The following is a 12,496-nucleotide window of genomic DNA, read 5'->3' as shown; positions in this document are numbered from 1 at the left end:
CGCCAATGCCTCCTACTTCACGACAGCATGAATCTCCGCGACATAGCCGCCGGGAAACTGCACCAAAGCCTGCTCGCGCTTGTCCGAGGTGAACGGCTCGACCAGCACAGTAGCGCCGGTCCCTTTCGCCTTGTCCAGCGTCGCCTTGAGATCGGTGACCTCGTAGCCGGCCATCTCACGGCCGAACGGATAAGGCAGATGGCCGTCGGTGACGAGCACCGTCATGCGGCCGAACACGGACTCGATGCGGATGCGCCGATAGCGATCGTTGGGACGGCCGATCTCGACGCCCGGCGCCTTGGTGTCATCAGAGATGACCTTGCCCCTGGAGAAGCGCAGGAAGGCGCGCGTGAAAGCCTCGGCGCGATCGGGCGAGACATAGACGCGATTGTCCGGGACGGCCTCGTACGCAGCATAGGACGGCTTGGTCGTGTGCCAATACAGCTGCATGTTGACGCCGCCGGGCCATTGGATGACGGCATCGCGGCCGATCGGATCGGGAAACGGCGCCACCACAACATCTGCGCCGGCGGCCTTGGCCGCCTTGATCGCCTGGTCCAAGTCAGTGACGAGATAACCGGTGCGCTCGGCGCCGAACGGATAAGGGATTCCCGTCTTGAATCCGAACAGCGACACCGTGCCGACCGGCGTTTGCAACAGCTGCGAGGTCGTGCTGCTCGGTGTCGGCGTGACGGTCGCAACGACCTGCTTGGTGCTCTGGCCGCCGAAGGTGGCGAGGAAGCTGGCCGCGAATTTTTCGACGTCATCGGGCGCGACATAGACATGGGTGGTGTCGTATTGCGCGCCGACGCCGATCAGCTTCACGGTGTCTTTGGCGAGCGCGGGAGCGGCGAGCAGCGTGGTTGCAACCAACGCGCCGAGCAGATGACGGGAACGAATCATGACGACCTCGAGTGAGTAGACGCAGATCAGGCGCGGCGCGCGCGCCAGGACAGGATGGAGACGAGCACCAGGCCTGCGATCAGGCCGAGATGCTCGAAGAAGGCGTTGAGCGCCATGAAGCGGTCATGGCCTGTCATGTGCCAGAAGTCGTTGGCGGTGAGCATCGCCACCAATGTGAGCACGCCAAGCGCGCCGGCGCCGAGCCAGACGAGACGATTGACCATGATGAGCACCGAGCCGATCAGCTCGACCGCAATCGCGGCCACCGCCCACAGCGCCGCCGGCTGCAGGCCGAAATGGGCCTGCTCGGCGATCGCGCCCTGGAAGTCCGTGAGCTTCTGGACGCCGCCGATCAGATAGGCCGACACCAGCGCGAGGCGCGCCAACGGCCATAGCCAGGGCCAATCGAGAATCGCAGCGATCGGCCTCGGCGTCTCCGACAGAACCGCCATCTCAGACCGCCCAGCAGGCGCAGCCGAGCGCGCCCCAGAAGCTCTTGAGGTCGGAGACCGGCAGGCTGGAGGACCATGACCGCGCGTGATCGTGGCCGTGCATGCCGCATGCATTGGCGCAGCCGCACATCTGCATCGCCTGCGTGCGCACCGCGCCATTATCGTCCTTCTTCAGCCAGGCGCCGTAGCCGCCGAAGCGGCGCACCGGAGACCACTCTGGCATCGCAGGCGGCGGCGCGGCGTCATCCAGCGGCTTGAAGTCGGAGGCGGCATAGACGATGCGGCCGCCGACCATGGTGAGGTCGCTGCTGATGTCGGCGATCTCGGCCTCCGCACATGAGAAGAAATCACGATCCGGCACGATCAGGTCGGCGAACTGACCGACCTCGATGCGGCCCTTCTTGCCTTCTTCGTTGGAGAACCAGGTGACGTTCTCGGTCCACATCCGCAGCGCCGTCTCGCGGTCGAGGCAGTTGCGCTGGGGCGTGAGCCTGAGGCCGCCGACGGTGCGGCCGGTGACGAGCCACGACAGCGAAACCCAGGGATTGTAGGAGGCGACGCGGGTCGCGTCGGTGCCGGCGGAGACCTTGACGCCCTTGTCGAGGATCTTCTTCACCGGCGGCGTCGCTTCCGCCGCGCCAAAACCGTAGCGCTCGACGAAATATTCGCCCTGATAGGCCATGCGGTGCTGCACGGCGATACCGCCACCCAACGCTGCGATCCGGTCGATCGACTGGTCCGAGATGGTCTCGGCATGGTCGAAGAACCAGTTGATACCGTCGAGCGGCATGTCCTGGTTGACCTTCTCGAACACGTCGAGCGCGCGCGAGATGGTCTCGTCGTAGGTGGCGTGCAGCCGCCACGGCCATTTGTTCTGCACGAGGATGCGCACGACCTCTTCGAGCTCGCCCTCCATCTCCTGGGGCATGTCCGGCCGCGGCACGCGAAAATCCTCGAAATCGGCGGCCGAGAACACCAGCATCTCGCCGGCGCCGTTGTGGCGGAAATAGTCGTTGCCCTGCTTGTAGGTCGATGTCTGGGTCCAGCGCAGGAAGTCGTCCTTCTCGCCCTTCGGCTTCTGCGTGAACAGGTTGTAGGCCAGCCGGATCGTGAGCTGGCCGTCATCGGCGAGCTGCTGGATCACGGCATAGTCGTCGGGATAGTTCTGGAAGCCGCCGCCGGCATCGATGGCGCCGGTGACGCCGAGCCGGTTCAGCTCGCGCATGAAATGCCGGGTCGAGTTGAGCTGATAGTCGAACGGCAGCTTCGGGCCCTTGGCGAGCGTCGCATAGAGGATGGCGGCGTTCGGCTTGGCGAGCAGCAGGCCAGTCGGATTGCCCTGGGCATCGCGCGCGATCTCGCCGCCCGGCGGCTGCGGCGTGTCCCTGGTGTAGCCGACGGCGCGCAGCGCGGCGCCGTTCAGGATGGCGCGATCGTACAGATGCAGCAGGAACACCGGCGTGTCCGGCGCGACGGCGTTGAGCTCGTCGATGGTCGGCAGCCGCTTCTCGGCGAACTGATGCTCGGTGAAGCCGCCGACCACGCGCACCCATTGCGGCGGCGGCGTGACCGCGACCTGGGCTTTCAGCATCGCCATCGCGTCGGCGAGCGAACGCACGCCGTCCCAGCGCAGCTCCATGTTGAAGTTGAGGCCGCCGCGGATGATGTGCAGATGATTATCGATCAGGCCCGGCAGCACGCGCCGGCCCTTCATGTCGATCACCTTCGTCGCCGGACCGGCGAGCTTCATCACGTCCTGCTCATGCCCCACCGCGACGAACGCGCCGTCCTTGATCGCGACCGCGCTCGCCGTGGGATTGGACCTGTCCAGCGTCGTGAACAGGCCGCGATGCAGGATGAGGTCGGGATGGTCGCTCATGAAGCCGTCTCGTTTTGCGCCGGAGGCGTGGTCGTCTCTGCCCGGCCGTGATGGCCGGGCAGCATGCCGAAGATGTGGGTGGCGCAAGCCGCCTTCTGCCACGCGGCAGCGAGGCTGGTGCCGGTGAGAAGCTGCTTGCCCACGGGAATGACCTGCTCACCGACGAGAATGCCGAGCAGGCCTATCAGCGCCACCAGCGGCGGCGCCGGCGAGCGCACCTGAAGCAGGCTGTAGACCACGCCGACCAACAGCCCCGCCCCGAGCGAGAACAGATAGATCTTCATCACGCGCCTCACGCGACCGTGGCGCCGCCTTCGGAGGCATGCTCGCCCAGCGCCCATTTCGAGAAGCGGATCTGGATGCCATAGGGCGAATGGGCCTTGAGGATCTCCATCATGCCGTCATAGGTCTCGGCGCGCGCCCAATCCTGCTGCAGCTCGAATGCGAACTGGCACGAGGTGATCGGCACCGCGCCGGCCTGCACCGCGCGATCCATCGCGCGGTTGTGCGCCTCGAGCGACAGATCGCCACAGGCGTCCGCCGGGATGTAGATCTCATAGCCCTCGCGCAGCATGTCGAGCGTCGGAAACAGCACGCAGGCTTCGGTCCAGAGTCCCGCGATCAGGAACTTCTTGCGGCCGGTGGCGGCGACCTGCTTGCGGAAGCCGGCATCGAGCCAGGAATTCATCGCCGTGCGGTCGACGATGTCATGATCGGGAAACAGCTCGGTCACCTCGGGCATGAAGGGACCGGAGAACGAGTCTTTGGCGACCGTGGTGAGCACGGTCGGGATCTTGAACAGTTTTGCCGCCTTGGCGACGATCTGGATGTTGTTGAACACGCCGAGGCGGTCGTGCGACTGCACGCCCTGGTACATCGCCGGCTGATAGTCGATCAGCGCGACGGCGCAGTTCTGCGGAGTGAGCATTTCGAGCTTGGACACGGGGTTCTCCTTGGAAAGCAAAATGGGTCAGGCGAGCGAAGCTCGCGCAGTGGCCGCGGCGGGCGCGAAACGCCGCCACGCGAAAATGCCGAGAGCGATGAACAGGACGAGCGTGGCGAGCTGGGCCACCGCGAACGGCGGCTCGCTCTGGGTCGGCGCCAGCGCGTTCAGCACGCCGATCTTCTGGAACGACTGCACGATCGCAACGAAGACGTTGAGATAGAGCGAGAGCAGCGCAGAGACGACGTAGACCGATCGCCACCGCCCCGACAGCGCGAACGCATAGAGCGCCGCGCCGGCCGCAACGAGCAGCGCGAGCAGGATGATGCCGATGATGCGCGGCGGGTCGAGACCGAACGGCGGCAGCGGGAAGCCGGTCACGCCGGTGAGGAAGGTCGTGGCCAGGAATAGCGCCGCCCACAGCGCCAGATGGCGGCCTGCCAGCATGCCCGCGAGCATGACGAGCCCGGTCGCAATTCCGATCAGGCTCAGCACCACGTGGATCTGAAGAAACACGGCAGTCGGAATTCCCCAGGTCATGCAAGCCTCCTCTGATCAGCTCTTGATGAAAGACAGGAGATCGGCGTTGATGGTCTCGGCCTCGGTGGTCGGCATGCCGTGCGGAAAACCCTTGTAGGTCTTCAGCGTGCCGTTCTTCAGGAGCTTGGCCGACAGCGGCGCCGAGTCCGCATAGGGCACGATCTGGTCGTCCTCGCTGTGCATGACCAGCACCGGCAAGGTGATCTTCTTCAGATCCTCGGTGAAGTCGGTCTGCGAGAAGGCGACGACGCCGTCGTAATGCGCCTTGGCGCTGCCCATCATACCCTGGCGCCACCAGTTCTGGATCACCGCTTCCGACGGCTTGGCGCCAGGCTTGTTGTAGCCGTAGAACGGCCCGGCCGCGACGTCGCGATAGAACTCGGCGCGGCGGGTCGCGACCTGGGTCTGGAAGTCGTCGAACACCGCCTTGGGCAGGCCGCCCGGATTGGAAGCCGTCCGCACCATCAAAGGCGGCACCGCCGCGATGATCGCAGCCTTCGCCGCCCTGCTCTCGCCGTGCCGCGCAAGGTAGTGCACGACCTCACCGCCGCCGGTGGAATGGCCGACATGGATGGCGTTGTTCAGGTCGAGATGCGCCGTCAGCGCCGCGAGATCGTCGGCATAGTGGTCCATGTCGTGGCCGTCGGCGACCTGGCTGGAGCGGCCGTGGCCGCGGCGATCATGGGCGACGACGCGGAAGCCGCGATTGAGGAAGAACATCATCTGCGCATCCCAATCATCCGACGACAGCGGCCAGCCATGGCTGAACACGATCGGCTGGCCGGAGCCCCAATCCTTGTAGTAAATCTCTGTGCCGTCGTTGGTTTTCAGAACGGGCATGTTCTTCTCCTGCGCATCAGCCGCGCGGTCGCTCCGACAAAATTTCGTATCGCGATCGCCTATCCCAGATGCTATGCAATCTCATGTGCACCTGCACAATGATCCGAGGAGGCCAAAGCACTGGCTCCAGAAGGCCAAGGGGATGGCTCAGCAAACTCGAACCACATCGTCGTCCTGGATGCGCGGAGTCGCGACCACGCTGAAAGAGCAAGGCCTCGATGCAGCCGCGCTGTTCGCCGAGGTCGGGCTATCGATCGACGATCTCGACGATTGCGATCGCCGCTGGCCGACCGAGGAATTGAGCAGGCTTTGGGTGCTGGCGGCCGAACGCTCGGGCAATCCGGACATCGGGCTTGCGAAGTTTGACGCGCCGCGACCTCACAACTATGGCGTCGCCGGCTACGCCATGATGTCCAGCCCCAATCTGCTGACCGGGCTGACACGTCTGATCCGCTACATGTGCCTGGTGAGCGACGCCGTCGCCATCACCCTCGAGCAAGGCGATGGCGGACGCTGGGTGCGCACGGACGTATTCGGCGGCGAGTGCCCCATTCCGCGGCAGCGCTATGATTACGGCGTCGTCAATCTGCTCAATCTTTGCCGCTGGATGCTGGATCGTCCGTTGACGCCGCTCTCGACGCGCTTCTCGCATGCGGTGCCGATGTCGATCGCGGCCTACAACAGGGCGTTTCAGTCGCCGCTCGAATTCGACGCGCCGTTCAACGGCTTTCTGGTGTCGGAACAGGACCTCGCCTGCAAGCTGACGACATCGGCGCCGGAGCTCGCCGCGATCCACGATCGCATCGCCGACGAAGCGCTGGAGCGCCTGGTCAGGACCGACATTGCGCACCGCGCGCGCGCCGCGATCGCCAAGCTGCTGCCGGACGGCAGCCCGCTGCGCTCGGCCATCGCCGCCGAGCTCGGCCTCAGCGACCGCACGTTCCAGCGCCGGCTGGCGGACGAAGGGCTCTCGTTCAGCGATCTCGTCGAGGATACGCGCCGCGAGCTCGCCCAGCGCCATCTCGCCGATGCCCGCATGACGCTCACCGACATCGGCTATCTGCTCGGCTATTCCGATCAGAGCACGTTCTTCCGCGCCTCGAACCGTTGGTTCGGTGAATCACCGGGCGAGTATCGCTCCCGCGTGATGGAAGGACATCGCCGGGACATCGCGCTCGCGCGCGGGACGTGACCTCTGCAGGCGGCGCATCGGGCGGCGCGCCTAGAACATCCCGTTGGTATTGGCCGACTGCTCGGGAATGGGCTGCACCGAATCCCAATGCTCTTCGATCTTGCCGTCCTTGAGACGGAAGATGTCGACGATGGCGTTGCCGCGGGTGCCGGGCTCGCGGATGGCGTGAACCCGCAGCACGACGACATCGCCGTCGACATGCACCTGCGTGATCTCGCTGTGCGACTGCGGAAACTTGGTCTTCAGGAATTCGATGAACTTGCGAAAGCCTTCCGGGCCGTCCTCGGCGTTCGGATTGTGCTGCTTGTAGGTGCCGAGATATTTCGACGCCGCCTCGAAATCCTTGCGGTTGAGTCCCTGCTCATAGAAGTCGAGCACGATCGCCTTGTTGCGCTCCTCCTGCGCCGAATAAGCCCGCTGTGCCAGCGCCGGTGTCGCGACCGTGGCGAACAGCACCGCAGCCGTCGCGGCGAAACGCGTCATCATTCCGTCATCTCCTCTGGACCGGGGATATGCAGCCGTTGTCCGCCCCATCCGCTCTCTCGGCCGTCACCAGCTGCAATCAAGCGAACTTCCCGCATGATGTGACCTCAAAGCTATGTGAGCTCAATAATAGCGGTGGAAATGATGCACCGGGCCATGGCCGTGTCCGACCGTGAAACGATCGGCCGCTGCGATCGCGCCGGAGATGAACGCCTTGGCATTGCGGACGGCAGCCTCGAGGCTCTCGCCCTTCGCGAGCCCGGCCGCTACCGCCGCCGACAGCGAACAACCGGTGCCGTGCGTATTCGCCGTGGCCACACGCGGCGCTGCCAACGCGATGCTGGTCTCTGAGCTGATCAGGTAATCGGTGCTGTGGCTGCCCTGCCCGTGGCCGCCCTTGATCAGCACGGCCGGACAGCCGAGCGCGAGCAGGCGGCGGCCCTGCGCCGCGATCGCCTCATCCGTATCAGCAATCGGCTCGTCCAGCAGCGCGGCCGCCTCCGGCAGATTCGGCGTGATCAGCGTGGCCTGCGGAATGAGTCGGCTGCGCAGCACAGCGATCGCCGCCTCCGGCAGCAGCCGGGCGCCGGAGGTCGCGACCATCACCGGATCGAGCACGACATGGGCCGGCTTCCAGCGCGCAAGGCTTGCGCCGATGGCGTCTGCGATCGGCGCCTGCGCCACCATGCCGATCTTGACCGCGCCGACGGCGAGGTCGTCGAAGACGGCATCGATCTGTGCGGTGACGAAATCCGGCGGTACCAGATGCACCCCGGTGACGCCCTTGGTGTTCTGGGCGGTCAGCGCCGTCAGCACCGAGGCGCCGTAGACGGACAGCGCCGCAAAGGTCTTCAGATCGGCCTGGATGCCGGCTCCCCCTGAGGAATCCGAGCCGGCAATGGTGAGTGCGACGGGGGTGCTCATGCCCCCTTCCTAGCGCGGGGCGGCCGTGCCCGGCAAGCAAGCCGCCCGCTCAGAAAGCGTATCGACTTCGTCCGAAAACGCTATATTGAGGCCTGAAAATTCGTCCGGAGACAGCCCGCAATGGTTCCCTTCTTCGTCCAGATCAAGTGCAAGCTCGGCCAGTCCTACGTGGTGGCGAATGCGCTGGCAGAGGCCGAGATCGCCTCGGAGATCTACTCAACGGCGGGCAATTACGACCTGCTGGTGAAGTTCTATGTCGACAAGGATACCGATATCGGCCACTTCGTGAACGAGAAGGTGCAGGTGCTGCCCGGTATCCAGGACACGCACACCATCATCACGTTCAAGGCGTTTGGCGCCACCTAGCAGCAAGCGCCCTGCCCTGCGCTCCCGAGAGAAAGGCGCCCGCCGTTGCCGACGGGCGCCGAGCTTCTCAAAATCGTTCAAGCATGGTTTCGTCATGAAAGACGGTGGCTGACGGGAGCCCGCCTGCAGCCGCCACGAACGATCTGCGGCCGCAGGACACGTTCGCGCCGGCCCCAATCGTGCGGGGCGGAAAGCCGGACCCTCCGTTCGCGAGGGGCATTAGGGACCGTCGAAGAGCCCGGCTTTCCTTTTTCGCAACTTGGCGATAGGGCTCTATAGGCGGTGCATGGCACACCGGGTCAAGTCGAACGCCCCGATCGATACGATCGATCAAGAAGTTGAGACGAAAGCTCAAGAACAAGGTCTGCAGCGCGTCGCGTGAAGAGTGACATCGAATCCGTTTCGTCCCTGCTGCCGAGCTACGGCTTCTCAGCCGCGGAGATGGACACCGAGGCCAACATCGCAGCGTGGCGCGAAGCCACCTCGACATTCTTCGACGTCGACGAGCTCGCCGCCGGCGAGGCCACGCCGTTCCGCGCCGATGTCCTGTCCTATGCGCTCGGATCGGTGCTGCTGGGATCGGCGCGCGCGAGCGGCCAGCGCTTCCGCCGATCGGCCGAAATGATCGCGCGCAGCGGCGTCGACCACATCATCCTGCAGCTCTACGTGAAGGGCGGCTACGACGGCGTCGCAGGCGCTCACCCGATCCGGGTGGAAGCCGGCGACCTCTGCGTGCTCGATCTGGCCCAGACACTCGAGACGCGTGCGACCGCATTCGAGAACGTCACGATGGTCGTCCCGCGTCCGATGTTCGACGCCCGCCTGCTGCAGGTCGATGATCTGCACGGGCTCGTGCTGCCGCGCGACGGCGCACTCGCCCCGCTGCTGGCGCGGCATTTCGGCGCACTGTTCGACTGCGCACCGCGCATGCGCTTCGACGAGTGCCAAGCCGTCGTCGAAGGCACGATCGCGCTGATCTCCGCCTGCCTGCGCGGCGAGCTCGAACGTCGCGACGCCGACCGCAGTGTCGCCGCCGACGCCTCGCTGTTTCGGATCCGTCAGTATATCGAGGCGCAGCTGTCGAGCCCCGAGCTCAGCGCCGACGCCGTCGCGCTGCATTTCGGGCTGTCGCGGGCATCGCTCTATCGCCTGTTCGCCCCGATCGGCGGCATCGCCGACTACATCCGCAGCCGCCGCCTGCACCGCGCCTTCTTCGATCTCGCAGGAACCGGATCGCGGAGCAGCCGCGTCGGTGAGGTGGCGCGGCGCTGGCAGCTCGGCACCGACGCGCATTTCACGCGGCTGTTCAAGACCGCCTACGGTATCACGCCGAGCGCCGCGCGTGATGCGGCGATGCTGGACCTGCGGCAATCGCCGCCCGACGCAGGCGGCGAAGCGGCCTCGCCGCTCAGCCGTTGGATGCGAGGGATAGCAGCGCCCCGGACCGGGGAATGAGTGCGACGACATCGGCCGAGGGCTGGTCGTCATCCTCGGAGGCTTCGGCGGCCGGCTGCTGCTCATCCGTCTCGGACGGGGCTCGCGCGATCTCGAGATGCTGCTCGAGCTGCTCGACCGGCATCGGCCGGCCCAGCAGATAGCCTTGCGCGAAGTTGACGCCGAGCGAGCGCAACTGCGCGAGCTGCTCCTCCGTCTCGACGCCCTCTGCGGTGATCTGGATGCCGAGCCCGCGCGCCAGCGTCACCACCGAGGAGATGACGGCGGCGCTTTCGTCGCGCACGCTCAGATTGGCGATGAAGGACTTGTCGATCTTGATCTTGTTGAACGGGAAGGCCGTCAACGAGCGCAGCGACGAATAGCCGGTGCCGAAATCGTCGAGCGCCAGCGAGATGCCGAGGCCCTTGAGCCGGTCGATGAAGCTCTCGTTCTCCGCTGCGCGCTCCAGCAGCACCGACTCCGTGATCTCGATCTCGAGACGTTTCGGATCGAGGCCGGACCGTGCGAGCGCCGACTGGATGACGTCGAACAGTTCCGCCTGCTTGAACTGGACCGGCGACAGATTGACTGCGAGCCTGACGTCGTCGGGCCACAACGTCGCGTCGTCGCAGGCGCGGCCGATGATCCACTCCCCGAGCGGGACGATCAGGCCGGTCGATTCCGCGAGCGGAATGAACTTGTCCGGCGGCACCAGGCCCTTGACCGGGTGACGCCAGCGCACCAGCGCCTCGACGCCGCGGCGTTCGCGCGTCTCGGCGTCGTAGAACGGCTGGTAGTGAACCTCGAACTGGCACTGCGCGATGGCGTCGCGCAGATCGCCCTCCAGCGTGTTGCGCGCCTCGAGCTCCGCCGACATCGCGTCGTCATAGAGCGTGTAGCAGCTGCGGCCGGCGGATTTCGAACGATACAGCGCGAGGTCGGCCTTCTTGAGCAGATGCTCCTGGTCGCGGCCATGCTGGGGCGCGAGCGAGATGCCGATGCTGGTGCCGATCTCGACCCGCTGCCCGCCGAGCTGGAACGGCTCGGCGATCAGCTTGGTGATCCGCTGCGCAAGTTCGATCGCGGCGGCGCGCTGGTCGGTGAAGCCGGCCTGGATCAGGGCGAACTCGTCGCCGCCGAGCCGGGCCAGCACGTCCTCGTCGCGCAGCTGCGATCGCAGGCGCTGCGCGACCTGCACCAGCAGTTCGTCGCCCGCGCCATGACCGAGCGAGTCGTTGACGTTCTTGAAGCGGTCGAGGTCGAGCAGGAAGACGGTGAAGCGGCCGCTCTTGTCGTCGTTGATGCGCTCCATCTCCTCCAGGAAGAAGGCGCGGTTCGCAAGCCCGGTCAGCGCGTCGGTCTGCGCCAGTTCGAGCACGCGACGGTTGGCGAGCGCCAGCTGCTGGGCGTTGCGGCTCGACAGCGCGAGATAGACGGCGAGGAAGATCGTCGTGGCGATGCCGGCCGCGTACAGCGCCAGCGCGCGGTTGTGCGTGGCCATCAGCCCGCCGCCGGCGGGCGCGGCCTGAAACACCCAGTCGGCGTCGCCGATCCGCAAGGTGGTCGACCAGATGTTGGGATCGGCCGGCCAACGCTGTGGATCCACGCCGGAGGCATTGATGACGCGCTCGGGCGGAAGCAGGTTGATCTGGAGCGCCGGACTGTTGGGATTGTTGGCACGCACCGACTGCAACAACATCGGCAGGTCGAACACGCCGACGATGAAGCCGGCGAGATTGCGCCTGCGGTCGGCGACCGTCGTGCGCGACGTCCCCTTTGCATAGACCGGGATTCCGATCATCACGGCGTTGTTGCGCTCGTTCTGATTGATCAGATTCTGTCGGGTGCGTAGCGCGCCGATCATGTCGTAGTCGCGCGACTGCTCCAGCACGGCGCGATGGTCGGGGATGCTCCAATAGTCGAGGCCGTAGACCGGCGAGGTCTTCGCCTCCGTGGAGAAATAGACGGGATAGTACTCGTCGTTTTCCGGCGCGACCGTGCCGTCCGGATAGGACTTGATGCGGAAGGCCGGGACGCCGTCGGTGATCGCCGCCGCCTCGTATTCACCGCGCTCCTTGCGCTTGATCCGCGGCAGCCAGGCGAGACGCAGCATGCCGCGATGCGCCTCGAACAGGCGCGCACTGAAGGTCTGGTACTCGCTGCGCGTGATGTCGTCGTTGGCCGATTCGAAACGCGTCCGCAGCGCGGTCAGCCGGCTGACATATTCGTTGACGCCGTTCTGGACCAGGATCGCCTGCGCCTCGGCCACACCTTCGAAATCACTCCGCGCCAGCCGGTTTTCCCAGCGTCCGACTGCAACCGTTCCCGCGATCGACAGAACGACGCCGACGCAGGCAGCGATGATCGCAGGGCGATACAGGCGGTATCGCGATAGCGACGCGCGCAGCTTCTCGCGCCCGCTACCATTGCGAGCATCATCCTGTTCCTGCAGCGTCGGTGCGCTGTACTCTTCAACCTGCAATATGGCCCCCGCCAAACGGCTGCCCCTGGACTAACGATCCGGCTGATGCTCGCCGGGC

General features: G+C 65.7%; 13 protein-coding genes. 3 read left to right on the top strand and 10 right to left on the bottom strand.

Going from position 1 to position 12,496, the window contains the following annotated elements:
• Window positions 1-12 precede the first annotated feature (12 nt).
• From S58_RS12545 to S58_RS12515, 7 genes are read right to left on the bottom strand one after another with little or no spacing between them, the layout of a single operon-like run.
• Entirely contained in the window at window positions 13-903 is an 891-nt protein-coding gene (locus S58_RS12545; RefSeq protein ID WP_015665688.1) for a hypothetical protein, read from the bottom strand.
• Window positions 904-929: 26 nt separating this feature from the next.
• On the bottom strand, window positions 930-1,355 hold the full coding sequence (locus tag S58_RS12540; RefSeq protein ID WP_015665687.1) for a DoxX family protein: 426 nt from the start codon (window positions 1,353-1,355) through the stop codon (window positions 930-932).
• Between the two features lies 1 nt (window position 1,356).
• A complete protein-coding gene (locus tag S58_RS12535) occupies window positions 1,357-3,234 on the bottom strand; it encodes an amidohydrolase (RefSeq protein WP_015665686.1) in 1,878 nt (625 codons plus the stop codon).
• Window positions 3,231-3,518, bottom strand: a complete 288-nt coding sequence (locus tag S58_RS12530) for a XapX domain-containing protein (RefSeq protein WP_015665685.1) — start codon at window positions 3,516-3,518, stop codon at window positions 3,231-3,233. Before S58_RS12530 ends, S58_RS12535 begins: the two co-directional genes overlap by 4 nt.
• Window positions 3,519-3,526: 8 nt before the next feature.
• Entirely contained in the window at window positions 3,527-4,177 is a 651-nt protein-coding gene (locus tag S58_RS12525; RefSeq protein WP_015665684.1) for a hydrolase, read from the bottom strand.
• 27 nt (window positions 4,178-4,204) lie between these two features.
• Window positions 4,205-4,717 carry a hypothetical protein gene (locus S58_RS12520; protein WP_015665683.1) on the bottom strand — a complete coding sequence of 171 codons (513 nt, stop codon included), beginning with the start codon at window positions 4,715-4,717 and terminating at the stop codon, window positions 4,205-4,207.
• Window positions 4,718-4,732: 15 nt separating this feature from the next.
• Window positions 4,733-5,557 carry an alpha/beta fold hydrolase gene (locus S58_RS12515; protein ID WP_015665682.1) on the bottom strand — a complete coding sequence of 275 codons (825 nt, stop codon included), beginning with the start codon at window positions 5,555-5,557 and terminating at the stop codon, window positions 4,733-4,735.
• Between the two features lie 142 nt (window positions 5,558-5,699).
• Here S58_RS12515 and S58_RS12510 point away from each other — a divergent pair, with 142 nt between their 5' ends.
• A complete protein-coding gene (locus tag S58_RS12510; protein WP_042340714.1) occupies window positions 5,700-6,749 on the top strand; it encodes an AraC family transcriptional regulator in 1,050 nt (349 codons plus the stop codon).
• 30 nt (window positions 6,750-6,779) lie between these two features.
• Here S58_RS12510 and S58_RS12505 read toward each other — a convergent pair whose 3' ends face one another.
• Both S58_RS12505 and thiD read right to left on the bottom strand, forming a co-directional pair.
• Window positions 6,780-7,235, bottom strand: coding sequence for a nuclear transport factor 2 family protein (locus tag S58_RS12505; protein ID WP_015665680.1), 456 nt, complete (start codon window positions 7,233-7,235; stop codon window positions 6,780-6,782).
• A 120-nt stretch (window positions 7,236-7,355) separates the two neighbouring features.
• Window positions 7,356-8,156 carry a bifunctional hydroxymethylpyrimidine kinase/phosphomethylpyrimidine kinase gene (thiD, locus tag S58_RS12500; RefSeq protein ID WP_015665679.1) on the bottom strand — a complete coding sequence of 267 codons (801 nt, stop codon included), beginning with the start codon at window positions 8,154-8,156 and terminating at the stop codon, window positions 7,356-7,358.
• A 120-nt stretch (window positions 8,157-8,276) separates the two neighbouring features.
• On the opposite strand from thiD, the gene S58_RS12495 reads away from it, so the two are divergent.
• Window positions 8,277-8,522, top strand: a complete 246-nt coding sequence (locus tag S58_RS12495; RefSeq protein ID WP_015665678.1) for an Lrp/AsnC ligand binding domain-containing protein — start codon at window positions 8,277-8,279, stop codon at window positions 8,520-8,522.
• A 390-nt stretch (window positions 8,523-8,912) separates the two neighbouring features.
• Window positions 8,913-9,977 carry a helix-turn-helix domain-containing protein gene (locus S58_RS12490; RefSeq protein ID WP_042340713.1) on the top strand — a complete coding sequence of 355 codons (1,065 nt, stop codon included), beginning with the start codon at window positions 8,913-8,915 and terminating at the stop codon, window positions 9,975-9,977.
• On the opposite strand, the gene S58_RS12485 is transcribed toward S58_RS12490, so the two are convergent.
• Entirely contained in the window at window positions 9,931-12,438 is a 2,508-nt protein-coding gene (locus S58_RS12485; RefSeq protein WP_015665676.1) for a bifunctional diguanylate cyclase/phosphodiesterase, read from the bottom strand. The genes S58_RS12490 and S58_RS12485 overlap by 47 nt on opposite strands.
• Window positions 12,439-12,496 lie beyond the last annotated feature (58 nt).

It is taken from the genome of Bradyrhizobium oligotrophicum S58, from assembly GCF_000344805.1.
GTDB classification, from domain to species: Bacteria; Pseudomonadota; Alphaproteobacteria; order Rhizobiales; family Xanthobacteraceae; genus Bradyrhizobium; species Bradyrhizobium oligotrophicum.
Note: the sequence above shows the minus strand (reverse complement) of the source record. Positions and strands in the feature narration are given on the sequence as shown.